This window comes from Actinokineospora enzanensis DSM 44649 (assembly GCF_000374445.1).
In the GTDB taxonomy this organism is placed as follows: Bacteria; Actinomycetota; Actinomycetes; order Mycobacteriales; family Pseudonocardiaceae; genus Actinokineospora; species Actinokineospora enzanensis.
Genome location: NZ_KB894425.1, coordinates 80,826 through 107,023, shown reverse-complemented (window position 1 = coordinate 107,023; position 26,198 = coordinate 80,826). Strand labels below are relative to the sequence as shown.

Annotated in this window: 24 protein-coding genes; 5 read left to right on the top strand and 19 right to left on the bottom strand. The window is 72.7% G+C overall.

All coding sequences use genetic code 11. The features are described 5' to 3' along the window. Nucleotides 1-20: 20 nt before the first annotated feature. The 7 genes from hemC to C503_RS0124275 all read right to left on the bottom strand — a co-directional run bounded on the left by hemC (nucleotide 21) and on the right by C503_RS0124275 (nucleotide 7,793). On the bottom strand, nucleotides 21-977 hold the full coding sequence (hemC, locus tag C503_RS0124305; protein WP_018684838.1) for a hydroxymethylbilane synthase: 957 nt from the start codon (nucleotides 975-977) through the stop codon (nucleotides 21-23). Continuing rightward, nucleotides 977-2,326, bottom strand: coding sequence for a glutamyl-tRNA reductase (locus tag C503_RS40610; protein ID WP_051114930.1), 1,350 nt, complete (start codon nucleotides 2,324-2,326; stop codon nucleotides 977-979). Before C503_RS40610 ends, hemC begins: the two co-directional genes overlap by 1 nt. Beyond that, nucleotides 2,323-3,246, bottom strand: coding sequence for a redox-sensing transcriptional repressor Rex (locus C503_RS0124295; RefSeq protein WP_018684836.1), 924 nt, complete (start codon nucleotides 3,244-3,246; stop codon nucleotides 2,323-2,325). Before C503_RS0124295 ends, C503_RS40610 begins: the two co-directional genes overlap by 4 nt. A 315-nt stretch (nucleotides 3,247-3,561) precedes the next feature. Next, entirely contained in the window at nucleotides 3,562-4,245 is a 684-nt protein-coding gene (locus C503_RS0124290; protein ID WP_018684835.1) for a fasciclin domain-containing protein, read from the bottom strand. Nucleotides 4,246-4,354: 109 nt separating this feature from the next. Beyond that, on the bottom strand, nucleotides 4,355-5,941 hold the full coding sequence (locus C503_RS0124285; protein ID WP_018684834.1) for a molybdopterin-dependent oxidoreductase: 1,587 nt from the start codon (nucleotides 5,939-5,941) through the stop codon (nucleotides 4,355-4,357). Nucleotides 5,942-5,996: 55 nt separating this feature from the next. Then, nucleotides 5,997-6,230, bottom strand: coding sequence for a glutaredoxin family protein (locus tag C503_RS0124280; protein ID WP_018684833.1), 234 nt, complete (start codon nucleotides 6,228-6,230; stop codon nucleotides 5,997-5,999). Nucleotides 6,231-6,239: 9 nt separating this feature from the next. Then, on the bottom strand, nucleotides 6,240-7,793 hold the full coding sequence (locus C503_RS0124275) for an AMP-binding protein (RefSeq protein ID WP_018684832.1): 1,554 nt from the start codon (nucleotides 7,791-7,793) through the stop codon (nucleotides 6,240-6,242). Nucleotides 7,794-8,000: 207 nt separating this feature from the next. On the opposite strand from C503_RS0124275, the gene C503_RS0124270 reads away from it, so the two are divergent. From C503_RS0124270 to C503_RS0124255, 4 genes are all read left to right on the top strand, one after another. After that, the gene (locus C503_RS0124270; RefSeq protein WP_018684831.1) at nucleotides 8,001-8,654 is read left to right on the top strand and encodes a sigma-70 family RNA polymerase sigma factor; all 654 of its coding nucleotides are present in this window, start codon (nucleotides 8,001-8,003) and stop codon (nucleotides 8,652-8,654) included. 103 nt (nucleotides 8,655-8,757) lie between these two features. Continuing rightward, on the top strand, nucleotides 8,758-10,236 hold the full coding sequence (locus C503_RS43545) for a DUF5667 domain-containing protein (protein WP_169514607.1): 1,479 nt from the start codon (nucleotides 8,758-8,760) through the stop codon (nucleotides 10,234-10,236). 100 nt (nucleotides 10,237-10,336) lie between these two features. After that, nucleotides 10,337-11,227, top strand: a complete 891-nt coding sequence (locus tag C503_RS0124260) for an HAD family hydrolase (protein ID WP_026316651.1) — start codon at nucleotides 10,337-10,339, stop codon at nucleotides 11,225-11,227. 37 nt (nucleotides 11,228-11,264) lie between these two features. Beyond that, a complete protein-coding gene (locus C503_RS0124255) occupies nucleotides 11,265-12,524 on the top strand; it encodes a cytochrome P450 (protein WP_018684828.1) in 1,260 nt (419 codons plus the stop codon). A 7-nt stretch (nucleotides 12,525-12,531) separates the two neighbouring features. Here the strand turns inward: C503_RS0124255 and C503_RS0124250 are convergent, their stop codons facing one another. The 5 genes from C503_RS0124250 to proC all read right to left on the bottom strand — a co-directional run bounded on the left by C503_RS0124250 (nucleotide 12,532) and on the right by proC (nucleotide 16,078). Then, on the bottom strand, nucleotides 12,532-13,476 hold the full coding sequence (locus tag C503_RS0124250) for a lysophospholipid acyltransferase family protein (RefSeq protein WP_033400984.1): 945 nt from the start codon (nucleotides 13,474-13,476) through the stop codon (nucleotides 12,532-12,534). Further along, the gene (locus tag C503_RS0124245; RefSeq protein WP_018684826.1) at nucleotides 13,473-14,501 is read right to left on the bottom strand and encodes an NAD-dependent epimerase/dehydratase family protein; all 1,029 of its coding nucleotides are present in this window, start codon (nucleotides 14,499-14,501) and stop codon (nucleotides 13,473-13,475) included. The genes C503_RS0124250 and C503_RS0124245 overlap by 4 nt, the downstream gene beginning before the upstream one ends. Before the next feature lie 174 nt (nucleotides 14,502-14,675). Further along, complete coding sequence (locus C503_RS44850; RefSeq protein ID WP_018684825.1) at nucleotides 14,676-14,777, bottom strand: 30S ribosomal protein bS22; 102 nt, start codon at nucleotides 14,775-14,777, stop codon at nucleotides 14,676-14,678. 134 nt (nucleotides 14,778-14,911) lie between these two features. Continuing rightward, nucleotides 14,912-15,127: a helix-turn-helix domain-containing protein gene (locus C503_RS0124235; protein ID WP_018684824.1), complete on the bottom strand. Its 216-nt coding sequence runs from the start codon at nucleotides 15,125-15,127 to the stop codon at nucleotides 14,912-14,914. A 120-nt stretch (nucleotides 15,128-15,247) separates the two neighbouring features. Next, nucleotides 15,248-16,078, bottom strand: coding sequence for a pyrroline-5-carboxylate reductase (gene proC / locus C503_RS0124230; RefSeq protein WP_018684823.1), 831 nt, complete (start codon nucleotides 16,076-16,078; stop codon nucleotides 15,248-15,250). A gap of 89 nt (nucleotides 16,079-16,167) precedes the next feature. On the opposite strand from proC, the gene C503_RS0124225 reads away from it, so the two are divergent. Continuing rightward, nucleotides 16,168-18,228, top strand: coding sequence for a hypothetical protein (locus C503_RS0124225; RefSeq protein ID WP_018684822.1), 2,061 nt, complete (start codon nucleotides 16,168-16,170; stop codon nucleotides 18,226-18,228). 9 nt (nucleotides 18,229-18,237) lie between these two features. Here C503_RS0124225 and C503_RS40600 read toward each other — a convergent pair whose 3' ends face one another. The 7 genes from C503_RS40600 to C503_RS0124190 form a co-directional block, all read right to left on the bottom strand. Further along, nucleotides 18,238-19,098 (bottom strand): thioesterase family protein, encoded by an 861-nt coding sequence (locus C503_RS40600; RefSeq protein ID WP_051114929.1) that lies wholly within the window; start codon nucleotides 19,096-19,098, stop codon nucleotides 18,238-18,240. Between the two features lie 155 nt (nucleotides 19,099-19,253). Beyond that, the gene (locus C503_RS0124215; RefSeq protein WP_018684820.1) at nucleotides 19,254-20,180 is read right to left on the bottom strand and encodes a proline dehydrogenase family protein; all 927 of its coding nucleotides are present in this window, start codon (nucleotides 20,178-20,180) and stop codon (nucleotides 19,254-19,256) included. 176 nt (nucleotides 20,181-20,356) lie between these two features. Continuing rightward, nucleotides 20,357-21,154, bottom strand: coding sequence for a sugar phosphate isomerase/epimerase family protein (locus tag C503_RS0124210; RefSeq protein WP_018684819.1), 798 nt, complete (start codon nucleotides 21,152-21,154; stop codon nucleotides 20,357-20,359). Beyond that, a complete protein-coding gene (locus C503_RS47390; protein WP_211222451.1) occupies nucleotides 21,151-22,845 on the bottom strand; it encodes a hypothetical protein in 1,695 nt (564 codons plus the stop codon). The genes C503_RS0124210 and C503_RS47390 overlap by 4 nt, the downstream gene beginning before the upstream one ends. Nucleotides 22,846-22,942: 97 nt before the next feature. Beyond that, nucleotides 22,943-23,896, bottom strand: a complete 954-nt coding sequence (locus tag C503_RS0124200) for a Ppx/GppA family phosphatase (RefSeq protein WP_018684818.1) — start codon at nucleotides 23,894-23,896, stop codon at nucleotides 22,943-22,945. A 34-nt stretch (nucleotides 23,897-23,930) separates the two neighbouring features. Further along, the gene (locus C503_RS0124195; RefSeq protein WP_026316650.1) at nucleotides 23,931-24,620 is read right to left on the bottom strand and encodes a response regulator transcription factor; all 690 of its coding nucleotides are present in this window, start codon (nucleotides 24,618-24,620) and stop codon (nucleotides 23,931-23,933) included. Next, the gene (locus C503_RS0124190) at nucleotides 24,617-25,858 is read right to left on the bottom strand and encodes a sensor histidine kinase (protein WP_018684816.1); all 1,242 of its coding nucleotides are present in this window, start codon (nucleotides 25,856-25,858) and stop codon (nucleotides 24,617-24,619) included. Before C503_RS0124190 ends, C503_RS0124195 begins: the two co-directional genes overlap by 4 nt. Nucleotides 25,859-26,198: the final 340 nt, after the last annotated feature.

The window sequence follows — 26,198 nt, the reverse complement described above, 5'->3', positions numbered from 1 at the left end:
ACCAGGCCACTTCCCATCAACTACGCCTCGGGACCGGAGAGCACCCCGGCCCCGAGTTCCAGCAGCTCGGCGGCCAGCGCGCGGCCGAGCTGCGCTCCTGCGGTCAGGTCACCGGTGGCCGATGCGCGCATGACATCGACGGCCCCGGCCGGGTCGTTCGCGTCGTACGCCGCGGCGACCCCGCGCAACGACAGGCGGAGGACCACCCGGTCGTCGGCGTCGAGGTCTTCCACGACATCGGCCAGCGCGCCGACCGGCGCGCTGCACCCGGCTTCGAGCGCGGCCAGCATGGCCCGCTCTGCGGCCACCGCGGCGCGGGTGGCATCGTCGTCCACTGTGGACTGAAGGAGATGCTCGACGTCGACGTCGTCGACGCGGCACTCGACCGCCAGGGCTCCCTGCGCGGGCGCGGGCAGCATCTGGATCGGGTCGAGGGTCTCGGTGATCTCGGCGAGCCTGCCGAGCCGGGCCAGGCCCGCGCGGGCCAGCACCACGGCGTCCAGCTCGCCGTTCGCGACCATGGCGACGCGGGTGTCCACATTGCCGCGGATGGGCACGATCTCGTGGCCCAGGCCCAGCGCGCGCAGCTGCGCGGCGCGCCGCGGCGAGCCGGTGCCGATGCGGGCGCCCGCGGGCAGCTCGCCCAGGGTCAGCCCGTCCCGGGCGACCAGCGCGTCCCGCGGGTCCTCGCGCGGCGGCACGGCGGCCAGCGAGAGCCGCGGGTCCGGCGCGGTGGGCAGGTCCTTGTAGGAGTGCACGGCCACGTCGACCGTGCCGTCGGCGAGCGCGTCGCGCAGCGCCGAGGTGAACACCCCGACACCGATCTCGGCGATCGGCGCGGACGAGCGGTCGCCGGGCGTGGACACGGTGACGATCTCCACCCGGGCGCCCGCCTTGGCCAGCGCGTCGGCGATCGTGCCGGTCTGGGCCAGGGCCAGGGCGGAGCCCCTGGTGCCTATCCGGATGACGCGGTCCATCAGCTTCCACCGTCCACAACGGAGTTCAGGAACGAGGTGCGGGCGGCCGCGTCGACCTCGTCGGGGGCGGCCACCGCGGCGGGCTTGTGCGGGTCGAGCTGGAACAGCTCGCGCAGCGCCTCGGCGTAGCCGGTGCCCCGCGGTCCGGAGGCGAGCTCCTTCACCCGGACGGTCGGGGCGTGCAGCAGCTTGTCGACCACCCGGCGGACCGTGTGCGCCAGCTCCTGGCGCACCGAGGCGTCCAGCTCGGGCAGCCGCGAGTCCAGCCGCAGCAGCTCGGCGTCGACGACCTCGGCCGCGCGCCTGCGCAGCGCGGTGACGGTCGGGGTGACCTCGGCCGAGCGCTGCGCGGCGAGGTAGCCGCGCACCTCCTCGGCCACGATCTCGCCCGCGCGGCGGGTGTCGATCCCGCTCGGGGCGTCCGCCAGCCTGCGCTGCAGGCTGGCCAGGTCGACCACGCGCACCCCGGCGAGGTCGGCGACCCCGGCGGCGACATCGCGCGGCAGCCCGAGGTCGCACAGCACCAGCGGGCGGTCGGACCGGGGGGACACGCTCTCGGTGGTAATCACCGCGCCGACCGCGCCGGTGCAGGAGATCACCAGGTCGGCGGCGTAGATCTGGTCACGCAGGTCGGCCAGGCCGACCGCGGTGGCGGACACGCCCTGCTCGCGCAGCGACGCGGCCAGCCGGTCGCCGTTGGCCGGGGTGCGGTTGGCGACCACGACCGAGCCGATCCCGGCCCGGCGCAGCGCGGCGGCGGACAGCCCGCCCATCGAGCCTGCGCCAACGATCAGCGCCCGACGGCCTGCCAGGCCGCCAAGCTCGGCCTCGGCGTCGGCCAGCGCCTCGGCCACCACCGAGCCGCCGACCTGGTCCAGGCCGGTGTCGGTGTGCACCCGCTTGCCGATCCGCAGCGCCTGCTGGACCAGCTCGTGCAGGGTGCGCCCGACCGTGCCCGCCTCGCGGGCGGCGCTGTAGGCGGTGCGCACCTGACCGAGGATCTGGGCCTCGCCGACGACCATCGAGTCCAGCCCGGCGGCCACGGTGAACAGGTGCTGCACCGCGGCGGCGGCGTAGTGCACGTAGAGGTGGTCGTGCAGGGCGGCGACCTCTTCGCCGGAGTGCCGCGCGAGCACCCCGGCGATATCGGCCAGCCCGGCGTGGAAGGCCTCGACGACGGCGTAGACCTCGACCCGGTTGCAGGTGGAGACCAGCACGGCCTCGGAGACGTTCGGGCAGGCCAGCAGCTCGCCGAGCACCTTGGGCACGTCCACGGCGGCGACCGTGACCCGTTCGAGCACGCGCACGTCGGCGGTGCGGTGGGACATTCCCACGGCGAGGACACTCACGACACCACCATCCCGCCCGCTCCGTTGACCCGTGCCCCGTTGACCCTGCCTGCCGACGGGCCGCGTTCAACAGTTCCGCGTTCAACGGCGCCACCACGCACCGGACGGGCGTTCACGACGGTGTCGACCACGGAGTCCACCGCGGCAGCGGCGGCGGCCTGCTCGGCCGCGGCGCCGTTGTCGGCACGGCGGGCGACGTGGAACGAGAGCACCTGCAGCTCGACCGCGAGGTCGACCTTGCGGACCTCGACGTGGTCGGGCACCTGCAGCACGACCGGCGCGAAGTTGAGGATGCACTGCACGCCCGCCTCGACCAGCCGGTCGCACACGGTCTGCGCGGCGGGTGGCGGGGTGGCGATCACGCCGATGGAGACCTCGCGCTCGGCGCACACGCGCGGGATGTCATCGATGTGCTCGACCGGCAGGCCGCCCACGGGCACGCCCACCAGATCGGGATCGACGTCGAAAAGTGCGGTCACGGGAAAACCTCGTCCTGGGAACCCCCCATAGTTGGCCAGGGCATGTCCCAGGTTACCGATTCCCACCACGGCCACGCTGTGTTTGCGGGTGAGACCGAGGATCCTTTCGATCTCCTCGATCAGCACCGAGACCTCGTATCCGACGCCGCGGGTGCCGTACGAGCCGATGTAGGAGAGGTCCTTGCGCAGCTTCGCGGAGTTCACGCCCGCGGCGACGGCCAGCTCCTCGCTGGAGACGGTGCCCGCGCCCTGCTCCTGCATGCCGGAGAGCACCCGCAGGTATACGGCGAGCCGGGCGACGGCGGCCTCGGGGATGGCGCGGGCGCGCTCGCGGGCGGCGGGGACCTCGGTCACCCGGGGGATCGGCGTGGTGATCTCCGCGGCGGTGGGGGCGGGCGGGGTGACGCCGACCCCGTTCCGCTGGCCTCGCTGTCCCGCCACGCTGCTGCTCCTCAGGAAGTTCTCGCCTCCGGGTCGGGATTAACGGTACCGCTTGTGAACGTGTGCACAAAGTCGGTGGCCAGGGGCTTGACCAAGCCCACAGAGGTGGCCGGGAACACACCCCGGGAGCCTCGTCGCTGGTCGGCGCGGGTGCTGGGCACGGGCGGTCGTTCGATCATGTGGCGAGGTTCCGACAGCGGTCCGGAACAGCGGGGTCCGGAGGCGCGGAGGAACGACAGCGGCGGATGGACGGACCGGGGTCCGTCCATCCGCCGGTGATCGATCCGCGCTGGCGTCAGCGGTGTGTCCGCACCCCTACGCCTTGGGGGTGAGCACGGTGTCGATCACGAACACGGTGGCGTTCTTGGTCGGAATGTTGCCGCAGAGGACCTTGGCGCCGCCGATGGTGAGGTTGTCGCCGCTGCCCTGGATGGCGATGTCGCCGCCCGCGGAGTTCAGTGACTGGACCTTGCCCGCGGCGATCAGGCCGTCGCGGTCGTAGCGCTTGGGCACCACGTGGTACTGCAGGATCGGGGCGAGCGCGCTCGGGTTGCCCGCCAGCTCCTTGAACTTCGCGTCGCCGAGAGCGGCGAAGGCGGCGTCGGCGGGGGCGAACACGGTCAGGTTGTCGGTGGTGTTGAGCGTGTCGGCCAGGCCGGGGATGGCGCTGACGGCGGCCACCAGCTTGGTCAGCAGCGGGTTGGTGCTGGCCGCGGTGGCCACCGGCTGCGGGCCCATCGCGGTGAGGCCGCCCGCGGCGCTGCCCTGCGGCAGGTCCTTGCAGTTCGGGCCGAAGACGTCGGCGGCGGTGGTGACGCCGCTGCCGCTGCCCATCGCGTCGCCCGCTGAGGACGTGGCCGCCATGGTGGTGGTCATCGGCGCGGCGGTGGTGGTGCTCGCCGCTCCGTTGTCGCTGCTGCCGCAGGCGGCGGTCGCGGTCACCGCCGCGGCGGTGAGGACGACGCCCATCGCCCGCTTGAGGTTGCTCACCAGGATCACTCCGTTTCGGAACTGGACAGTCACTGGTGATTCGATGCCAGAGCCGGGGTGGTTTGGCGACACAGCAAGGAAAATTGCCCACTATCGAGTGAACGTGTATCAGGTTTGATCAGTCCACAGTGAACAGACTGGCGTGCCAGCCGGTGGCGCCGTCCGGGATCGGGTCGACCCGCTGTTCGACCTGGGTGTAGCCCGCGCGGTCGGTCGCCCGCACCTCGGCGCGGTGGCTGCCCTTGTCCAGCTGGAAGAACGTCCGCCACTGCCGCCAGGTCTGGTTGTTGACCTCCACGGACAGCTCGGCGCTCTGCCACGGGCCGCCGTCCACCCGCACCTCGACCTTCTCGATGCCGGTGTTCTGCGCCCAGGCGATGCCCGCCACGGCCACCCGCCCCGCGGGCACCTTGGCGAACCCGCGCGGCACGTCGATGCGGGACTGCGTCTTGATCGGCGCCTTCCGCGCCCAGCCGCGGTCCTCCCAGTAGAACGTCTTGGTACCGAACGTGGTGACCTCCAGGTCCACCAACCATTTCGTCGCCGAGACGTAGCCGTACAGGCCGGGCACGACCATGCGCGCCGGGAACCCGTGCTCGACCGGCAGCGGCTCACCGTTCATCCCGATCGCGAGCAGCGCGCCGCGCTTGGGATCCATCAACGTGTCCAGTGGCGTGCCCGCGGTCCAACCGTCCGAACTGGTCGAGAACACCTCGTCGGCCAACGGGCTCACGCCCGCCTCCAGCAGCAGGTCCCGCAGCGGGACACCAAGGAAGTCGGCGGTCGAGATGTACGGGCCACCGACCTCGTTGGACACACAGGTGAGCGTGACGGTCTTCGCCACCAGCGGCCGGGAGCGGATGTCGGCGTAGCTGAACTCGACCTCGCGGGCGACCATGCCGTGCACCTTGAGCTTCCACTCCTCAGCGCGCAGGCGCGGCACGGAAAGCGCGGTGTCGACCCGGTAGAACTCGGCGTTGCTGGTGATGAACTTCGGCGTGCCGACGGCGGAGAAGTCGGCGCCGGGCGGGATCTCGGGCGCGGGCACGGCGGCCTTGAGCGGTCCGATGGCCGCGCGCGAGCCCTCGACGTCGACCCGGTCGGCCAGGACCTGTCCCAGACCGCCGAGCACGCCCGCGCCGACCGCCACCCCGGTTGAGGTGCGCAGGAACGCCCGCCTGCTGTCGTCCGCGCCCCCCGGGTCCTCGCTCTCCGAAGTGGACAGTCGGGCCATGGCCTGCCGGTGCAGTCCGCGGAAGACGACCACGGCAGCTACCAACGACGCCAGCGGCGCCAACACCGCGACCTGCCCCAGATCCGGTCGGGTCAATACGGCCAAGATGCCCAAACCGCCCAGCGCGCAGGCGAACACCACGCCGGGTGTCGCCCTGCGCCGGGACGCGAGGCCCGCGGTCACCGCGAACAGCAGCACGACCACGGCCATGCCCAGCAGCAGAACGAGCTTGTCGTTGCTGCCGAAGTTCTCGACCGCGAAGTTCTTCAGCCAGGTCGGGGTGAGGTCGATGGCGGAGTTGCCGACCGCCAGGAACGGCGAGGCGCTCGGGTCGAGGAAGCCCGCCACGAGGTGCCCCGCACCCAGCGCGGCCGCCACCGACAGGACGCCGACCAGGGCGGCGACCCGCTTGGACAGTGTGGCCGCGGTCCCCGACGGGGGCGCGGACCCGGTGCTCGCGAGAGTGTCCACGATAAGTCCTTCGTAGCCCGGCGCCGCCCGGACGGGCAAGAGCCCCGATCGGGTCTCAGCCGAGCGCGGCCCGCAGCCGGTCCTCCTCGACCGTCCAGTAGCCGTGCTCGGCGCCGTCGACCAGGATCACCGGCACCCGGTCGCCGTACTCGGCGCGCAGCTCCGGGTCGGCGTCGACGTCCTCGGTCGACCAGCCCAGCCCCAGCTCGCCGCAGATCCGCGCGACCTGTTCCTCGGCCACCTCGCAGGCGTGGCAGCCCTGCCTGGTCATCACGGTCACCCGGGTCATGGCCCGACGCTACCCCGCGGCCGGTCCGCGCAACCCCACCCGGCGGAGTTTCCCGGTCACCGAGTGCGGCAGCGCCTCGACGAACTCCACCACGGTCGGGACCTTGAACCGGGCCAGGTGCTCAGCGCAGTGCGCCACCACCCGCTCCTCGGTCAGCCCGGCGCCCGGCCGCGGCACGACCACGACCTTGACCCGCTCGCCCGCGCGCTCGTCGGGCACGCCGACCGCGGCCGCCTCGACCACCCCGGGCAATTCGCCGACCACCAGCTCGACCTCGCGCGGGTAGACGTTGAAGCCGTTGACGATGATCAGGTCGTGGGCGCGGTCGACCAGCCGCAGGTCGCCGTCCGCGTCCAGGTAGCCGACGTCGCCGGTGCGGAACCAGCCGTCGGCGTCCGGCCCGCCCGCGCCGTCCGGCCAGTAGCCGCTGAACAGGTTGCGTCCACGCGCGGCGACGAACCCGGTCTCCGAGCCGTCGGTGAAGTCGGCCGCGATCGGCTCGTCCGGATCCTCGGCCACCGCCACCGGTCGGCCGTCGGCGTCCACCAGCCGCAGCCGCACGCCCGGGATGGGCTTGCCGACCGCGCCGGGCCGGGCGGCACCGTCCACGAGCGTGGACGTGAGCACCGGGCCGGTCTCGGTGAGCCCGTAGCCCTCGTGGATCACCAGCCCGGTCGCCTCGCGCACCCAGGCGAAGGTGGCCGGGTCGAGCGGGGCGGCGCCGGAGGTGAGCAGGCCGACGCTGACCAGCGCCTCGCCCAGCCGGTCGCGGTCGACCGCGGTCATCGCCCGATACATCGCGGGCACGCCGAGGATCGCGGTGATCCGGCGGGCGTGGCAGACGCCAAGCGCCGACTCGACGGTGAACCGCTCCAGCAGCACGCCGGTGGCGCCCGTCGCGGCCACCTGCAGCAGCGCGGACAGCCCGTACGCGTGCGAGAGCGGCACAGCCAGCAACACCCGGTCGGTGGCCGAGACCGGCGGCGGCCGCAGCGCGGCGCACTGTGCGACGTTCGCCATCAGGGCACGGTGCGAGAGCATCACCCCGCGCGGTGTGCCCGCGGTGCCGGATGTGTAACAGAGCAGCGCGAGGTCCTCACCCCCGCCGACCGGCGCGAACGGCTCGTGATCGTCCACATGGAGCTCGGGCGTGGGTAGTTCCGCCACGGTTGGCGAAACATTTTCGGTAACCCCGGCAACACCCAGAGCGAAACACACACCACTGTGGTCCAGTACCCGATCGACCTCGCGGGGCGCGGCGTCGACGCCGACCGGCACGGCGACGGCACCCACCCGCAGCACGGCGAACAACGCGACACAAGCAGGGAGGTTGTTGGACATCCGCACCGCCACCCGGTCACCGCGGGTGACCCCGGCGGCCGTCAAGACGTGCGAGTAGCGGTCAACGGCGGCGTCGGTTTGCCGCCAGCTGAGTGAACGCGGACCCGAGCCGTCGACCAGTCCGAGGTGGACCGGTACGTTCGCGCTCGCCCCGGCCACCAGGTCCGCGACATTCCCGGTGGGCGCCCCATCCGCCGCCGTGACCGTCCTGCCCACCGCCATGCCCCTCCGTCGGAAAGCCGGGAACCGAGATCGAATGAGTACCACCAACGCGTGTGGCGCGGATCACCCACGGCACGGTTAACTACTCACTTCGTCCCAATCTTGGACCACCGAACGTTACCTACTGAGAAGTAACTCCACGTAAGCTGCTGAGGAAGGCCCAGCGGAGGCGCGACCGCTGGGCAAGAGGGAGTGTGCGGCTGCCCGATGACCCGCCAGACGCGATCCGACACGGCTCGGCAGGCCGTTACCCCCGGCCCCGGCGGCGCCGACGGCACCTCCCCGGAGCCGGACGGCGATCGGCCCGACGGCGCCCACAGCGAGTCATGGGAGCTGGTCCGGGCCGCCCAGGCGGGCGACACGGTGGCCTTCGGCAGGCTCTACGACCGGTACGTGGAGATCGTCTACCGGTACGTGCTGTTCCGGGTCGGGGACCGCGAGCTCGCCGAGGACGTCACCAGCGAGACCTTCTTACGCGCGCTGCGCCGGATCACCTCGGTCACTTACCAGGGCCGGGACGTCGGCGCGTGGTTCGTGACCATCGCCCGCAACCTGGTACTGGATCACGTGAAATCCAGCCGGTTCCGGTTGGAAGTCACCACGCCGGAAATCCGGGACAGCGAACGCGTCGAGGCCGGGCCCGAGCAGCAGGTAATGTCCAAGGTCACCCGTGAGGCATTGCTGGGATGTGTCGACCAGCTGGGCGACGACCAACGGGAGTGCATCGTGCTGCGCTTCCTGCAGGGCTTGTCCGTGGCGGAGACGGCGGAGATCATGAAGCGCAACGAGGGCGCGGTGAAGGCCCTGCAGCACCGCGCGGTGCGCAGGCTGGCGCAGCTGCTGCCGAGCGAACTTCGTTGACCCGATGGGGTGCATCGATATGTGCCGCGTGGCCGGGCCGTAACCCGGGGACAGGCCGAGTCGTTTCACCCACAGCGAGACCCACAGAACTCGGAGCGCGATGGTGGACAGCGGACCGGGGTCCTCAGGGCCCCAGGGCGAGCGCGGGGGCAGACCCCGCGCGGCCCAGGCGCGTCCCGGGATCGCCGACGAGCGCCCGTCCGGCGGTGACCCCGGCGCACTGGACCGCGTACTCCCGCTCTCCCCCAACGACATCACCGAACTCGCCGAGATCGATGGCGTGGCAGACAACGGCCGCCTCGACTGCGCGGCCGAACTGGAGCTGGGCCCCGAGTTCGACGACGACGATCTCGCCATCGTGGCGCTGCTCGCGCAACTCACCGATGACACCGCTCCCGACGGCGACGCGCGCGCCCGGATGCGGACCAAGGTCCTCGCCGGAATGGGCGAGTCTTTGGCGGAGACCGGTACCGATCCCACTCCCGACGTAGACCCGCTGCCCGTCCGCGAACCCGATCGCCCACTGCCCAGGCCGGTCCGTTCCTCCCGTTCGGGTCGTGCCCCGCGTGGACGGCGTGACTCCGCGCCCGGCCCGCCCAAGCCCAGCCCGACTCCCCGCACGACCGGCCCAGGAACCGCCGCGGCGGCCAAGGGCACCGGTGTGCGCGGCCGGTTCGCCGTCGCCGCGACGGCCGCGCTGCTCATGGTGTTCGCGCTCACCGGCATGAGCCTGCTGCTGGCCCGCGACGCGCTGCCTGGCGACGCGCTCTACGGCGTCAAGCGCACCGGCGAGGCCGCCTCGCTCGGCCTGACCTTCGGCGACGAGCAGAAGGCGTTCAAGCACCTGGAGTTCGCCACCGCGCGCATCACCGAGATCGAGACGCTGGCCCAGCGCTACACCGATCCCGGCAGCGCGCCCACCACCGGCTACCTGGCCGCGCTGGGCGACTTCGACAACGACGCCACCGCGGGTACCCGCGCGCTCACCGCGCTCGGCGCGAACGCGGGCGGCCAGCCCGGCGGCGAGCGGCTGGAGGCGCTGCGCGGCTGGGCCGACCAGCAGGGCGCCCGGCTGGCCGCGCTGCGGCCGCGGCTGCCCGGCGGCACCGACAACCAGGTGTCCGCCTCGCTGACGCTGCTGGACCGGATCGAGGGCCGGGCGAGCTCGCTGCTGGCCCGGCTGGCCTGCTACCAGGTGTCCTCCGGCGACCTGGACGAGATCGGCACCCTGCCCGCCACCGGCACCTGCGACCCGCGGCCGGACGCGCCCAGGGTGCTGGTCCCCCCGTCGGGCACCGAGGCGGGCGGCAGCCCGGCCCCGGACCTGACCGACCCGGCCGCGCCACCGACCACCGGCCCGCCACCGAGCAGGCCGAGCGGGCAGACCACCGCGCCCGCGCCACCGCGGACCACCACGCCACCGCCGTTGATCTCGCTGCCACCGCTGATCGGCACGACCAAACCGGCCCCCGGCACCACCACCACGGCCCCGCCGCTGGTGACGGTGCCGTTGCCGTTGCCGCTGCCCACCATCGAGGTGCCGCCGCTGCTGCCCGGCCTCGGCGGGATCAGGATCGGCTGAGGCGGCCCGGTCCACGGGTCCGCGCGAAACCGGTTGCCGGATCGCTACGCTGGTCGTACGCGGTCGGCCTTCGGACGACCCAGGAACCAGGAGGGGTGCGGTGTCCGTGCGGCGAGGGGGCAGGAACCCCGAGTTGGAACGCCTCGCCGCGCTCGCGGGCGAGGCCAGCGCCGAGGCGGCGTCCGTCGCGGTGGAACCCTCGCGCTCCGCGGTCCCGGTGGACCTCACCGCGGCGGCGTTCTTCGACGTGGACAACACGATCATGATGGGCGCGTCCATCTTCCACTTCGCCCGCGGCCTGGCCGCGCGCAAGTTCTTCTCCAACTCCGACCTGGCCAAGTTCGCGCTGCAGCAGGTGATGTTCCGGGTCGGCGGCAAGGAGACCGCGGAGGGCATCCGCAGCAGCCGGGAGCAGGCGCTGTCCTTTGTGGCCGGTCACACCGTGGCCGAGCTGACCGCGCTCGGCGAGGAGATCTACGACGAGCTGATGGCCGACCGGATCTGGCCGGGCACCCGCGCGCTGGCGCAGATGCACCTGGACGCCGGGCAGCGGGTGTGGCTGGTCACCGCCACCCCGGTGGAGCTGGCCTCGATCATCGCCCGCAGACTCGGGCTGACCGGCGCGCTGGGCACCGTCGCGGAGAGCGTCGACGGGATGTTCACCGGCAAGCTGGTCGGCGAGATGCTGCATGGCCCGGCGAAGGCGCACGCGGTCCGCTCGCTGGCCGCGCGCGAGGGCCTGGACCTGCGCCGCTGCACGGCGTACTCGGACTCCTCCAACGACATCCCGATGCTGTCGGTGGCGGGCACCGCGGTGGCGGTGAACCCGGACAGCGGGCTGCGCGAGACCGCGCGCAAGCGCGGCTGGGAGATCCGCGACTTCCGCACCGGCCGCAAGGCGGCCAAGATCGGCGTCCCGTCGGTGCTGGGCGCGGGCGCGGTGGCCGGGGCCGTGGCGGCCGGGCTGGCCTACCGCAAACGCGCGATCTGAGCCCGCTCTCACGTTCCCTCCAGTACGGTCGGGGAGCATGGAGGCCGAGTTACGCCTGGGCGCCCGGTTGACCGCGCAGTGGACGATCCTGTGGGCCATGGCCGCGCGCGGCGACGCGTTGGCGCGGCTGCTGTCCCCGCCGTGGCGCTCCGACCCATACCCGATCTACGCCAAGCTGCGTTCGGGCGGCGGCGTGCACCGCAGCCCGGTCGGGCTGACCACGATCGCCACCCACGAGCTGTGCTCGAAGGTGCTGCGCGACCGCCGGTTCGGCGTACGCAGCACCGATGGCGTGAACCCGCCCCCGTTCGCGGCGTCCCCGCTGCCGTCCGAGGTGGCGATGGTCCCGTCGTTCCTGGAGATGGACCCGCCCGACCACACCCGGCTGCGTACCCTGGCCCGGCCCGCGTTCAGCCCGTCCGAGATCGCCTGCTACCGCGCGAACGTCAAGAAAGCCACCCACGAGAACCTGGACCGCGCGCTGGCGCTGGGCACCTTCGACCTGATGGCGGAGTTCGCCACGCCGCTGCCCATCCGGGTGATCAGCGACCTGCTTGGCATCCCGGGCGTCGACGCGCCGACCTTCGCCCGCTACGGCCGGGTGCTGGCCGCCTCGCTGGACGGCATCAAGTCGGTGCGGCACGCCCGCGCGCTGCGCACCGCGAACCGGGAGATGCGGGCGCTGTTCACCCGCTTGATCGCCGAGCGCCGCCGCGAGCCGGGCCCGGACGTGATCAGCGGCATGCTGGCCGCCGACCCGGACGGCACGATCAGCGAGACCGACCTGGCCACCACCTGTGAGCTGCTGCTGGTAGCCGGGTTCGAGACCACCACCAACCTGATCGGCAACGCGGTGTGGGCGTTCGCCCGCAACCCCGAGCAGTGGGACCGGCTGTGCGCCGACCCGGGCCTGGCGGGCGCGGGCGTGGACGAGGTGCTGCGCTACCTGCCGCCGGTGCGGCTGAACTCGCGGTTCGCCCACGAGGACACCGAGATCGGCGGGGTCCCGCTGGCCAAGGACACCATGGTGGTGGTCGCCATCGGCGCGGCGAACCGGGACCCGGCGGTGTTCACCCGGCCGGACGAGTTCGACATCGGCCGCCCGAACCGGGGCGACCACCTGGCGTTCTCCTCCGGCATCCACTACTGCCTTGGCGCGCCGCTGGCCAGGTTGGAGGGTGAGTTGGCGCTCACCGCGCTGGCCGAGGCGCTGCCGCGGCTCCGCCTCGCCGGTACGCCACGCCGCCGTCCGACAGTGGTGATCGGGGGCTTCCGCAGCCTGCCGGTCCGGGCGTGACGCCCGGTCAGCCCAGGAACGGGTTCCCGCGCTGGTCGAGCAGCCGGTAGAGGGTCTGCTGGATGGTCTCCCGCACCTCGTCGGTGACGGTGAACACGAGCATCGGGTCCTCGGCCGCGTCCCGGCCGTACTCGTCGACCGGGATGGGCTCGCCGAACCGGATGTGCCACTTGGTCGGCAGCGGGATCGCGCCCAGCGGGCCGAGCAGCGGGAAGAACGGCGTGACCGGGAAGTAGGGCAGGCCGAGCAGCCGGGCCAGGGTTCGGCTGTCGGCGATCTTCGGGTAGATCTCCTCGGCGCCCACGACCGAGCACGGGATGATCGGCACGCCGCTGCGCAGCGCGGCGGCGACAAACCCGCCGCGGCCGAACCGCTGCAGCTTGTACCGGTCGGCGAACGGCTTGCCGATCCCCTTGAACCCCTCCGGCCAGACGCCGACCAGCTCACCGGCGCGCAGCAGGTGCTCGGCGTCGGACATGCAGGCCAGGGTGTGACCCGATTTCCGGGCCAACGCGCTCAGCAGCGGGATCTGGAAGACCAGGTCGGCGCCCAGCATGCGCAGGTGTCGACCGGGCCGGTTGTCGTGCACGGCCACCGCGGTCATCAACGCGTCCAACGGCAGCGTGCCCGAGTGGTTGCTGACGATCAGCGCGCCGCCCCGGGCCGGTATGTGCTCGGCGCCGCTGACCTCCACGCGGAACCAGTTCCGGTAGATCGGCCGCAGCGGGGGCAGCAGCACCGCCTCGGTGAGCTCCGGATCGAACCCGAACCTGTCGACCTGGTAGTCGCCGGTCAGCCTTCTGCGGGCGAACCCGAGCACGTTCGCCAGGCTCTGCCGCAGGCCAGTGGGTGCTGCCGGGGCGTCGGGGCGCGATGGCGTCGGTTCGACGGGCGGCTCCTCGCGCGCCGCTCGGCGGGCTCGGTCGAACGGGATCACCCGGGCCTCTCTCATCGCGTCCCCGCCAATCCGCGCTCCGCGGCCTCGACCAGGCCCGTGCGCAGCACCGGCCGCAATCCCGACCCACGCACGTAGTCGTCGAACGCCTGCCGAGTGGTCCACCGCGGGGTGAACCCGAACACCTCGCGCAGCCGCGTGGTGTCCAGGACGCGGCCGTGGGTGAGGTAGCGGACGTGGTCGGCGGAGAAGTCGACCAGGCGGGCGCCGCGCAGGAACCGGCCCGCCATCGGCATGGCCGCGCCCGGCACCGGTAACGGCACCCGGCCCGCCCGGCGGATGGCCTGCGACAGCATCAGCACGCCGTCCGCGCCCGCGTTGAACACGCCGGGTATCGAATGGGTGGCCGCCCGCTCCAGGACCGCCAGGGCGTCCTCGGCGTGCAGCAGCTGGACGCGCGCGTCGTAGCCGAGCACGGTCGGCACCACGGGCAGCGCGAAGTAGCGGGTGAGCACGGTGTCGACCCGGGGACCGATCAGGTTGGCCAGCCGGACCACGGTCACGGCCACGTCCGGGCGGCGGCGGGCGAACCCGCGCACGTACTCCTCGACCTCGATCGCGTCCCGGGCGTACCCGTTCGAGGACACCTCGCGCGGCGGGTCGGCCTCGGTGAGCACGGCGGGTGACCGGGCGCCCGCGCCGTAGACCGCGGCGGTGGACTTGACCACCAGCCGCCGCACGGACGGTGCCCGCTGGCAGGCCGCCAGCAGCTGCATGGCGCCGATGACGTTGGCTTCCTTCACCGCGCTGCGTCGGGCCGGGCCCGGTGGGACGGCGGTCAGCGCCACGTGCACGACCGTGTCCACCTCGGCCCCGGTGATCACCTTGGCGATCAGCGGGTTGCGGATGTCGGCGCGCACGAACTCCAGCCCGCCCCCGGCGAGGTCGCGGACCTCGCGGTGCGGGGCGACGGTGTCCACGCCGAGCACTCGCCCGACGGCGGGGTCGGCCGCCAGCCGGGCGGCGAGGTGCCCGCCCAGGTAGCCGCCGACACCGGTGACCAGGACGACTCGTGGCGACACGGGAACCCCCGGGTAGTGGGCGTCGAGGGCACCGACGATACCCCCGGTGCCGCCCCACCCGGGTCCGACAACGCACTGTCACCGCAGGTCACATGGGTTGTCCCCGGCCCACGCCGCAGAGTCGCCACGGCGTCCGCGCCCGGTCGGGAGCGGACGCCGGAAGACGCGTACCGCCTACTTCTTCAGCTTGCGACGCTGGACGCGAGTCTTGCGCAGCAGCTTGCGGTGCTTCTTCTTCGACATGCGCTTGCGACGCTTCTTGATGACCGAGCCCATGTGGTTCCTTCGTCTTCCAGTCGTTCCGGTGTCCGGCGCTGGCGATGCGGCGACGTCACGGACGCGCGCCTAGACACCAGGCACAACGGCTGACCAGAGTACCCGGCGGTCTTCTCGCCCTCGTCGGCGGGCGGTCACCCGGCGTCGAAGTAGGCGTTCTGCAGATAGTCGTGCACGGCCTTCTCCGGCACCCGGAACGACTTGCCCACCCGCACCGCGGGTAGCTCGCCGCTGTGCACGAGCCGGTAAACCGTCATCTTCGAGACCCGCATGAGGGCCGCCACCTCGGCCACCGTCAGGAATTGCACCTGCGGGAGGCCGGGTGGATCGGAGTGCTTGCTCGCAGGCATGATCCACCGCGTCCTTAACCACGCGTCGCGCCGCCGGCTTCCCCACCGACGGATTCGACACGCACGTGTACCGATCGAGAGTAGCGGGACACGTGTGACTAGTGCGACGTCACTTTCGGCTCAATCTGCCTCGTGCGCCCGTCCGAGCTCCCGCGAGCGGTCCCGCGCGGCCTCGATCGCGGCCAGCAGCGCGGCCCGCACACCGTGGTTCTCCAGCTCCCGGATGGCCATGATGGTGGTGCCCGCGGGCGAGGTGACGGCCTCGCGCAGGGTGACCGGGTGCTCGCCGGTCTCGGCCAGCATGGTGGCCGCGCCGACGGCCGACTGGACGATCAGCTTCTCCGCGACCGCGCGCGGCAGGCCGAGCAGGATGCCCGCGTCGATCATGGCCTCGACCAGGAAGAAGAAGTAGGCCGGGCCGGAGCCGGACAGCGCGGTGACCGCGTCCTGCTGGGACTCGGGCACCCGCACGACCTTGCCGACCACGGTCAGCAGCTCCTCGACCACGGCCAGGTGCGCGGCGGTGGCGTGCTTGCCCGGGGAGATGGCGCTCATGGCCTCGCCGACCAGCATCGGCGTGTTCGGCATGACCCGGACCACCGGTACCCCGGTGGGCAGCCTGCGCTCGAACAGGGCGGTCGGCAGGCCCGCGCACAACGACACGATCAGGGTGTCCGCGCCGACCGCCGGGGCCAGCTCGTCCAGCAGCGGGTCGATGTCCTGCGGCTTGACCGCCACCACCAGCACGTCGGCGCTCTTGGCCGCGGTCGGCACGTCCACCGAGTCGATGCCGTAGGTGTCGGTCAGCTGCGCCGAGCGGGTCGCCGAGCGCTCGGTGAACAGCAGCTCGTCGGCCTGCCTGCCGCCGTGCAGCAGCCCGGACAGCAGCGCCTCGCCGATCTTGCCCGCGCCGAGGACCGCGATCACCGGGCGCGCGTTCGCCTGAGTCATGGCATCCAGGCTAATCACCGGTTCCCGGAATTAACGGGAACGGGTCCGGGAACGATCTCGGTGTCGGACGGACCACGATCGGAGTACGGATGGGCCCAGCTCCCCGAGCCACCGAACACCTGCTTGAGCAGGCGTTCGACCTCAGCGCCCGGCGCGCGCTCCAGCAGCCTGATATCGCCGCGGGCCTGGCCCGCGCGGGCATTCCCGATCAGGTGCTGCTCGCCGAGGCCGTGCAACACCGGGAGGTGACCCTGCGCGCGATCGCGGCCGAGGCGCGCGCCGAGATCGCGGTGATCAATGCCAGGATGCAGGCCGCGTTCGACACGGCGATGGTCGAGGGGCGGCGGCGCACCTCGTGGTCGCGCAGGCTGGCCGACAAGGTGCGGTCCCGCTTAGCCCCGCCCCCGACCACCCCGACCCCGCATGGCACCCGGCTGCTGGACGCGCACGTCACCGAGTTGTTGCGGCGCCTGCTCAACACCCACCTGGAGCCGGTGCTGCGCACCAGTCTGGACCTGCCCGCCGACGGCGCGCCCGGTCTCAGCGGCGACCGGACGCCCAGTCCCGCGGTCACCGAGGGCGTCGCCCGCTTCCAGGCGGCGGCGCGGCGGGTCGGCACCGGCGCGCTCGGACTGGCCGGGCCGCGCGGAGTCGGGAAGAGCACGGTGATCGAGCATTTCGCCGGACTGTCCCAGCAGGACCGTACGGCGCTGAAGATCTCGGTGTCCGCGCCGGTGCAGTACGACCCGCGCGAGTTCGTGCTGCACCTGTTCGCCCGCATATGCCAGGCGGTGATCTCCGCCAGCACCCGGACCACGCTCCGCCGCCACTATTGGGCGCGCACCCGCTACGAGTTGGCGCGCATGTCCGTGCTCACGGTCCTGGCGCTGGGCGCCACCTACCTGGCGACCGCGGCCGTGGTCGGTTGGGGATCGGTGTTCAGCCGCGTCCCGGTGGACCTGCTCACCGCCATCGATTGGCGGCTGCTGCCCGCGGTCCTGTTGGGCGCGGGCGCTTTCCTGGCTTTCTACAACCTCCTCGTCGATCTGCTCCCGGCCGTCGGGCACGGATTGCTCGTGGCCGCGCGCTGGCTGTCCGGGAATCCGCGCACACAAGACCGAATGGTGGTGCTCGCCCGCGCGCAGCTGACCCAGATCCGTTATCTGCAAACCCACACCACGGGATGGTCGGGCAAGTTCGCGGTCGGCGGCGCGGAGGGCTCGTTCAGCACGAGCAGGCAGCTCGCCGAGAAACCGTTGACCTATCCGGAGATCTCCGACGCGTTCCACCGCTTTCTCGGTGAATACGCGGCCGCCCGCCCCGGACACCAGGTGCTGATCACCGTGGACGAGCTGGACAAGATCACCACCGCGGAGTCGGCCGAGCATTTCCTCAACGAGATCAAGGGTCTGTTCGGCGCGCCGGGCACCCAGTTCGTGGTGTCGGTGTCCGACGACGCGCTGGCCGCGTTCGAGCGACGCGGCCTGGCCGTGCGGGACGCGTTCGACAGCGCGTTCCAGGAGATCGTCCGCATCGACCCGCTCAGCCTCGCCGACACCGTGCGGCTGCTGGACAGCTGGGTGGTCGGCCTGCCGGAACCGTTCGCCCGGCTCGCCTACTGCCTCGGCGGCGGGCTGCCCCGCGAGGTCCGCCGGGTGGCGCGCGCCATGGTCGGCTACGCGGCGGGCCGTGCGGAACCGCCGACGCTGGACGAGGTCTGCGCGGCGGTGGTGGGCGAGGACCTGGATCGCAAGGCGCACGCGGTGCAGGTGGCGGTGGGCAGGCTGGAGGTGGACGTCGACTCGACCCGGTTCCTGCGCGAGATCCGCGGGCTGCGGCCGACGCCGGTGTCACTGCTGGAGGCGGTCCGGAAGTGGCGCGGGCACGACCTCGCGCACAAGGACCTGGCGCCGTTGCGCGGCCAGACCTCGACCTACCTCTACCACTGCGCGACGGTGCTGGAGCTGTTCACCCGCGAGCGGGACGAGCGCGTCCGCGCGGAGCCGGACCTGGTCGCCACGTTCGACCTGCTGGCCGCCGCCAAGCAGTCGCTTGGCGCGCACCGGGGCATGGCGACGGTGCAGATCGACGACGTGCGCGCGGCCTGGGGCCTGCGCTCGCCATGGACATCCAGCGGTCGCTACGAATGACCGGAAAACTCAGCCGCTGACCGCCGACAGCGCCAGCTGCCTGGCCTGGCAGACGAGCCTGCCGGTGGAGTCCACCACGGTGGCGTCCGAGTCGAACCACATGCCGTGCACCGCCTTGGACTCCACCTGGATGCGCAGCCAGCCCGGCGCGGGCCGGGACCGCAGGTGCGCGGTCAGCTGGACCGTCGGCGACCAGCCCAACCGGCCAAGGTTGAACGTGACCGGCATCGAGATGTCCCCGGCCACCAGCGCGAACAACGGGTCGGCCTGCTCCCCGCGCGGCCGCGTCCACAGCCGCAGCCGCAGCGGGTCGCCGATGTGGCCGTGCAGGAAACCGGCCCCGTTCGGGTCCAGCCGCACATCGCACATCTCGCCAAGCTTGAACCCCGCCGCCGACGGCACCGAGGCCAGGTCGATGGCGTTGCCCGGCGGCTCGGCGGGCTGGTTGGGCAGGTCGGCCCAGGCCGCCCGCTCCCGGGGCAGCCTGCCGGTGGTGACCACGCCCTCCACGCAGCTGTGCCCGCTCTGCTCCAGGTGCACCGCGACGACCGTGGTCCGCCGCCCCGACTTGCGCACATCGGTGCGCAGCAGGACCGGCCCCACCCCGGGTGGGCGCAGGAACTGCGCGCTCACCGAGAGCGGGTCGACCAGGGGTGCCCCGGCGCCGCTGTGCGTGGCCACGGCGGCCTTGGCCAGCAACGCCATCAGGAACCCCCCGTGCGGGCGCCCGCCGACCGTCCAGGCGGCGGGCAGGTCGGCGGTGAACGTCCCGTCGCCCAGCGGCCGCACCCGGACGGCCGCGGCGAACGCCCCACCCGGGGCGGCGGACCCGCCCGCCCGAACGTCGCCGTGCCCAGCAGCACTACTCATGGCCGATAGCCTGCCACGCCCCGGTCGGCAATTTTGCGCTGTGTCACCGATCGGCTCGCTCGCCCGGTTTCGTCCCCGGCCCGGCGGGCTGACCGCGGCCGGAGCGGCGGAACCTCCTCGGGAACCGCCGCCGCCGCGCGGTCGTGGAACACGGCCTATCCGCGGGTCGCCAGGGCGCGGAGGAAGAAGGTCGTATTGGCCGGGCGTTCGGCCATCCGGCGCATGAGGTAGCCGTACCACTCCTCGCCGAATGGCACGTACACGCGGACGGTGTGGCCCTGCTGGGCCAGCCGCAGCTGCTCGTCCGGCCGGATCCCGTAGAGCATCTGGTGCTCGAAGCTGCCCGGCTTGCGGCCGTGTGCCTCGGCGCGCTCGTCCACGATGCGCACCAGGCGCGGGTCGTGCGTGGCGAACATCGGGTACCCGTCGCCCGCGAGCAGCGCGTTGACGCAGCGCACGTAGCTCTTGTCCACCTCGGTCTTGTCCGCGAAGGCGACCGTCTCCGGCTCCTTGTACGCGCCCTTGCACAGCCGGACCCGGGAACCCTCGGCGGACAGCCGCTTCGCGTCGTCGAGCGTGCGGTGCAGGTAGGTCTGGAGCACCGCGCCCACCCACGGCCAGGTCCGGCGCAGCTCGGCCAGAACGCGCAGGGTCGAGTCGGTGGTGGTGTGGTCCTCCATGTCGAGGGTGACCGTCGTGCCCGCGGCCTCCGCCGCCTGGCAGATCCGTTTGGCGTTCGCCAGTGCCAGATCCTCGTCGAGCATCTGCCCCACGGCCGACAGCTTCACGCTCACCTCGGCGTGGTCTGCCAGCCCTTCGGCGTGCAGCCGGTCGAGCAGGTCCAGATAGGCCTGGACGGTCCGCTCGGCCTGGGCGGTGTCGGTGGTGTCCTCACCGAGATAGTCGAGGGTGACGGTGAGACCGTCCTGGACGAGTCGCCGGGTCACGGCGACCGCGTCTGCGGTGGTCTCGCCCGCCACGAAGCGGCGCACCACGTCCCGGCTCACGGGAGCGGTCGCCACCAGACGGCGGATGGTGCCGTTTCGCGCGGCAGCCAGAATCAACGAACGCAACGGGTTCACGATGAGACTGTACGGCCCATGTCCTATCGAGCCATCATCCGTCCGGTCGTCCCACCTTTCCGCTGAACCGCCTAATGTCCACTCATCGTCCACATAAGTCAGCCGCCCCGATGCGGCTTTCCGACACCGACTTCCCGGTGTCCGACGGACAGCGCCTACTGGTCGGCACCTACCGGTCAGTGTCCACCGAGATGTGTCCGGGCGAACCGGAGCGCCTCGGCGAGATCATTCATCCGCTGTTCCGATGTCCGCGCGCGCCGGGTGCTGATCTCCACCACGACCTGACCGTCGAACCCGCCCGCCGCCAACGCCCGGCACACCGCCGCGCACGGCTGGTTCCCCCGCCCCGGCACGAGATGTTCGTCCTTCGGCAGTCCGGTGCCGTCCGCCAGGTGCAGGTGGCGCAGCCCGGCGCCCATCCGCCCGGCCAGGGCCAGCGCGTCGACCCGGGCGGCCGCGGTGTGCGACAGGTCGAGCGTGTAGTTGCGGTGGCCAACGTCGGTGGGGTCGATCGACGGGCGGAACGCGGTCATCTCCACCGACCGCGCCCCGAGGCCGCGCCGGACCGGGAACATGTTCTCCACCGCGACCGCGACCCCGCTGTCCGCCTCCAGCTCCGCCACGAGATCGGCGAACCCGTCGGCGTAGCGGCGCTGCCAGCGGAACGGCGGGTGCACCACGACCGTGCCCGCCCCCAGGTCCTGCGCCGCCTCGACCGCCCGGCGCAGCCGCACCTCGGGATCTGCCGACCAGACCCGCTGGGTGATCAGCAGGCACGGCGCGTGCACCGCCAGCACCGGCACCCCGGTGCGCGCCGACCGCTTGCGCAGGCCGGGGACGTCCTGGCTGAGCGGGTCGGCCCAGACCATCACCTCGACGCCGTCGTAGCCCAGCTCTGCGGCCAGCGCGAACCCGGTGGACGCGGTCCGCGGCCACACCGAGGCGGTGGACAGGCCGACCGGGATCCGGGTCAACGACCGAGCAGCAGCAACGCCGCCGGGGACACCGTGGCGAGCAGGCCGACCAGCACCGCGAGCACGGTGGTCTGCAGGTCCTCGGCGCGCCGCACCTTCCGCACGATCAGCACCAGGCCGACGATCACGACCAGCGCGCCGACCAGCGCGGCCGCGGGCAACGCCCGCCACAGCCAGTTGAACGCCAGCCAGACGACCGCGCCGCCGACCACGCCGAGGCCGAGCTGGCCGACCATGATCAGCCACTCCCGGCCTGCCGAGGCGGGGGCGCGCTCGTCGTCCTCGTCGTCGAATCCGTCGGAGTCCCGGTCGTCCCGGTCCCGGTCGTCCCGGTCATCGTCGTAGTCCGGGTAGTCGCGGTCCCCGTCGGCGAACTCGTCGCGCTCGTCGTCGAGCACGTCGACCCCGCGCCGGGTCCGGTCCGCGCGCGGGCCGTCGGCCCCGTCGCGGTCGCCGGGCTCGGCGAAGTCGTCGTGCGCCCGGTAGTCGGTGAACCGGTTGGCCGCCTTCTCGTCGAAGCCCTCGTACTCCTCGTGGAACTCGGCGGGCGGGCCGTCCGGATCGACCGCGGTCTCGGCCGAGTCGCCCGCGAACTCGCCCGGCGGCCGGCCGGGCGGGAACCCGGGCCGCGACGGCCGACCGCTCTGCGCGCCCGGCGGCACCGGCAGCTGCTGCGACGGCTGCGGCACGGGCAGCTGCTGGGACGGCTGCGGGACCGGTAGCTGCTGCGAGGGCTGCGGCACCGGTAGTTGCTGGGACGGCTGCGGGATCGGCAGCTGCTGGGACGGCTGGGCCGCCGGGCTCTGCTGCGTGGGCTGGTTGAGCTGCGGGCGGCGGGCGTTGCCCGGCCCGCGGCGCGGCACCAGCGGGGCCCGGTTCGGCCCCTTGGCCAGGCCAGCGGGCGGCTCGCCCGGGTCCGGCTCGTCCGCCGCGGGCACCCGGGGCAGCTGCTCGGTGTGCGGTTCGCCCGCGTCCGGCCGCGCGCCGAGCGGGCGGTGCGCCTGCTGCTGGGGAAGCGGCTGCTCGGGCTCCCGACGCGGCTCGACCGACGGTCTGGCCGTGGGCCGCTCAGGACCACGCTGTTCCGGGCCACGCTGTTCCGGGCCACGCTGTTCGGGACCGCGCGGCTCGACGCGCCTGCGCTGGTCCGGGTGGACCTCCGGGCGCGGCTGCTCGACCCGCGGCGGCGCCTGTCGGGCGCCGAGCGGGGCCTGGTCGCCGTGCCCACCCGGACGGGGCTCCGGGGACACCGGCGGATGGTGCTCGGTGGGCGGCCCGTCCGCACGCGGCGTCGGGCGCACCGGCGGGTGCTGCTCGGTCGGCGGTTGGCCCAGGTCGGCGCGCCCGTTCACGGCCGAGCCCGCGGGCGTGCCCGGTCCGCGCACGCGGTCGGCCCGCCTGCCGCCGGGCGGCGTCGCGGGCTCGGACCCGCGCACCGGTGGCGGCGGGGACGGCTGGCGGCCCTGGCGGTGCGAGGCGCGCTCGTGCGGCGCGGCGTCCTCGCGGATCGGCAGCATCTTGCCGCTGTCCGACAGCACCCGGTCGATGATCGCCTGAGGTGCGGTGTCCGAGGCGTCGTCGGGCTTGCGGCGCCGCCGCCTGGGTGCGCTCTCGCCCGAGTTGCCGCCGTACTTGGCCAGCAACTCGGCCACAGTGCGCTGCGTGCGCTCCGAACCGCCTTCTTGACTCATCCACTCCACCGTGCCCCGTGCGGGCAGATCCGTCCAGTGCCCGCACGCTTCGCTGGCGGCACCCTACCGTCGCCGGGGGCGGCCGTCCGGATCATGTTCAGTCCGAGGAGACAGTCTGGTCCTCGCCATTCGTCTGGTCCAGCCGTCGCAGGATCACGCCCTCGCGCAACGCCCACGGCCCGATCTCCACCGCGGGCAGTGACAACGCTCGCATAGTGGCCTGCGCCACCAGCGCACCGGCCACCAGTTGGTGCGCCCGGCTGGGGCTGACCCCCTCCAGCTGGGCCAGGTCGGCCGCCGACATCCGGGAGATGAACGCGATGAGCTGGCTGAGCGCGGTGTCGGTGAGCACCCTGGGCACCAGCGGACCGGCCGAGGACGGCGCCGCCCCGGTCAGCCGCGCCAGCGTGCGGAAGGTCTTGGAGGTGGCCACCGCCCGGTCGAACGGCCCGTACTTGACCACCCGGCGGGCCACCGGGGCCAGCTCGGCGGCGATCCACTCCGCGGTGCGCTCGACCTGGTCGCGGCCGGGCGGGTCGGCGGTGAACCGGGTGCGGGTGAGCCTGCCCGCGCCCAGCGGCAGCGACCAGGCGAAGTCCGGGTCCTCGTCGATCCCGGCGGCGATCTCCAGCGAGCCGCCGCCGATGTCCAGGACCAGCAGGTTCCCCGCCGACCAGCCGTACCAGCGGCGGGCCGCGAGGAAGGTGTAGCGGGCCTCGTCCTCACCGGAGAGCACCCGCAGGTCCACCCCGGTCTCCTTGGCCACCCGGCGCAGCACGGCGGCGGAGTTGCCCGCCTCGCGCACCGCCGAGGTGGCGAACGCCATCAGGTCCGCGCAGCCCAGCCGCGCGGAGGATGCCTTCGCCGCGGCCACGGCCGCGACCAGCTCGTCGGCGCCCACCTTGGACAGTTGGCCGGACGGGGTGATCCGTTCGGCCAGCCGCAGCACGGTTTTCTCCGACCTGGCGGGCGTGGGGTGGGCACCCCGACGAGCGTCCACCACGAGCAGGTGGACGGTGTTGGAACCGACGTCTAGGACACCGAGGCGCACGTGCGGAACCGTACAGTGTGGTCGGCCGGGCCGGTCAGGACTCGAACTTGTAGCCGAGGCCGCGCACCGTGACCAGGTGCCGCGGCGAGGCCGGGTCCGGTTCGATCTTCGAGCGCAGCCGCTTCACGTGCACGTCCAGCGTCTTGGTGTCGCCGACGTAGTCCGCCCCCCACACCCGGTCGATCAGCTGGCCGCGGGTGAGCACCCGGCCGACGTTGCGCAGCAGGTACTCCAGCAGGTCGAACTCCTTGAGCGGCAACGGGATGTCGGTGCCGTCCACAGTGACCACGTGCCGCTCGACGTCCATCCGGACCGGTCCGGCCGCGAGCACCTGGGGCAGCAGCTCGCCGTCGCCGCCCGCCTCGCCGCCGCGGCGGAGCACCGCGCGCACCCGGGCGATCAGCTCGCGCGCCGAGTAGGGCTTGGTCACGTAGTCGTCGGCGCCCAGCTCCAGGCCGACCACCTTGTCGATCTCGCTGTCCCGGGCCGTCACCATGATCACCGGCACGGCGGAGCGCTGGCGCAGCGCCTTGCACACGTCGGTGCCGCTCATCCCCGGCAGCATCAGGTCCAGCAGCACGATGTCCGCGCCGTTGCGGTCGAACTCCTCCAGCGCCTGCTGGCCGGTCACGGCCACCGCGGCGGTGAAACCCTCCTTGCGCAACAGGAAGGCAAGCGGGTCGGCGAAGGACTCCTCGTCCTCGACGATCAGCACTCTCGTCATGCCATTCCTCCGTGATCGGTCGCGACGCCGTCGGATTTCGACGGCAGCGTCGCGCGGCTGCCGACCTTGGCCAGCTCCGCGCCGTTCGTGGTGGTCGAGGCCGCGGCCGTGCCGGAGCCGGGGGACTCGACGTGCGCGGGGACGCGCAGGGTGAAGGTGGACCCGAGGCCCGGCTTGCTCCACAGCCGCACCTCGCCGCCGTGGTTGGCCGCTACGTGCTTGACGATGGCCAGGCCCAGACCGGTGCCGCCGGTGGCCCGCGAGCGGGCCTTGTCCACCCGGTAGAAGCGCTCGAACACCCGCTGCTGCTCCTCCTCGGCGATGCCGATGCCGCGGTCGGTGACCGCGATCTCGACGAACCCGTCGGCGAGCGTGCGGCTCATCGACACCGGGCTGCCGGGCGGGGAGTAGGCGAGGGCGTTCTCCAGCAGGTTGGACAGTGCGGTGACGAGCAGGGTGCGGTCGCCCTGGACGAGCAGGCCGCTCTCCTCGTCGGTGGTGACGTCGATGCCGGTGGACTCCATGACCAGCTGCGCGCGGCCCATCGCCTCGCGCACCACGGCGTCCACGTCGACGGTGTTCATCTCGGGCAGGCGCTCGGCGCCCTGCAGCCGGGACAGCGCGATCAGCTCGGTGACCAGGGTGCCCAGCCGGTTGCCCTCGTGCAGGATCTTGGTGGTGAACCGGCGTACCTCGACCGGGTCGTCGGCGGCGTCCAGCACCGCCTCGGCCAGCAGCGCCATGGCGCCGACCGGAGTCTTGAGCTCGTGGCTGACGTTGGCCACGAAGTCCCGGCGGGTGGCCTCCAGGCGGACCGCGTCGGACTGGTCGTCGGCGTCGACGGCGGTGAACCCGTCGCCGAGCGGGCGGACCTCGCCGAGCACCGCCTCCGGGGTGCGGCCGCCGCGTGCCTCCAGCGGGGACAGGTCGACCTCGATGGGGTCGCCGGTCTCCACGACGACCTCGGCGGCCTTGCGGGCCCGGTCGTCGACGCGGTTGTTGCGGACCAGGCCGAGCTCTTCGGCGCGCGGGTTGTGGATCACCACATCGCCGAACCTGTTGAGCACGACCACGCCGGTGTGGGTGGACAGAATGATCCGTTCGACCAGTTCGGCGACCGTGGGGCCGGTCGGCGTGCGGCCGGCGGTCCTGGATCGGGACCGACCGACCAGGAAGCCGACGAACAGGCCGATCAGCAGGGTGCCGAGCGACAGCGCGAGATAGACCGGTGCGGCCACGTCAAGGATCGTAAGCAGTCGGACCGGGCCTTTGACCAGCCCGGACAGGGCATTGGTGACCGTTCCGACATCCGGGCGCCCGGTTGTTCCCCGTTCAGTCGACCCTCGTTCACCCGTCCGTGTCCTACTGGCGAGTAATCGAGCGGGGCCGTGCCATCGGGCGTCCAGATACCGCGCCGGCCATCCAGCGTTCGAGGGAACGCCCCCGATCGATGATTCCTCGTAGTGTCATTCGCGCCCGGCGCGTCGACGCCGCCCCCGGCGGACTACAAAGGACTCTCAAATGGACGGGCCGGCTGTCCACTTTGTCCAATTCGAGGGTGGTCGCGAAAAGAACCGG

Bases quoted from the DNA above. Each gene is read 5' to 3' on its own strand.
- C503_RS0124250 (WP_033400984.1), bottom strand. From the start codon at position 13,476: ATGAGAGAGGCCCGGGTGATCCCGTTCGACCGAGCCCGCCGAGCGGCG.
- C503_RS44850 (WP_018684825.1), bottom strand. From the start codon at position 14,777: ATGGGCTCGGTCATCAAGAAGCGTCGCAAGCGCATGTCGAAGAAGAAG.
- C503_RS0124225 (WP_018684822.1), top strand. From the start codon at position 16,168: ATGGGCCCAGCTCCCCGAGCCACCGAACACCTGCTTGAGCAGGCGTTC.
- C503_RS0124270 (WP_018684831.1), top strand. From the start codon at position 8,001: ATGACCCGCCAGACGCGATCCGACACGGCTCGGCAGGCCGTTACCCCC.
- C503_RS40600 (WP_051114929.1), bottom strand. From the start codon at position 19,098: ATGAGTAGTGCTGCTGGGCACGGCGACGTTCGGGCGGGCGGGTCCGCC.
- C503_RS0124280 (WP_018684833.1), bottom strand. From the start codon at position 6,230: ATGACCCGGGTGACCGTGATGACCAGGCAGGGCTGCCACGCCTGCGAG.
- C503_RS0124255 (WP_018684828.1), top strand. From the start codon at position 11,265: ATGGAGGCCGAGTTACGCCTGGGCGCCCGGTTGACCGCGCAGTGGACG.
- hemC (WP_018684838.1), bottom strand. From the start codon at position 977: ATGGACCGCGTCATCCGGATAGGCACCAGGGGCTCCGCCCTGGCCCTG.
- C503_RS0124235 (WP_018684824.1), bottom strand. From the start codon at position 15,127: ATGCCTGCGAGCAAGCACTCCGATCCACCCGGCCTCCCGCAGGTGCAA.
- proC (WP_018684823.1), bottom strand. From the start codon at position 16,078: ATGACTCAGGCGAACGCGCGCCCGGTGATCGCGGTCCTCGGCGCGGGC.
- C503_RS47390 (WP_211222451.1), bottom strand. From the start codon at position 22,845: ATGAGTCAAGAAGGCGGTTCGGAGCGCACGCAGCGCACTGTGGCCGAG.
- C503_RS0124195 (WP_026316650.1), bottom strand. From the start codon at position 24,620: ATGACGAGAGTGCTGATCGTCGAGGACGAGGAGTCCTTCGCCGACCCG.
- C503_RS0124275 (WP_018684832.1), bottom strand. From the start codon at position 7,793: ATGGCGGTGGGCAGGACGGTCACGGCGGCGGATGGGGCGCCCACCGGG.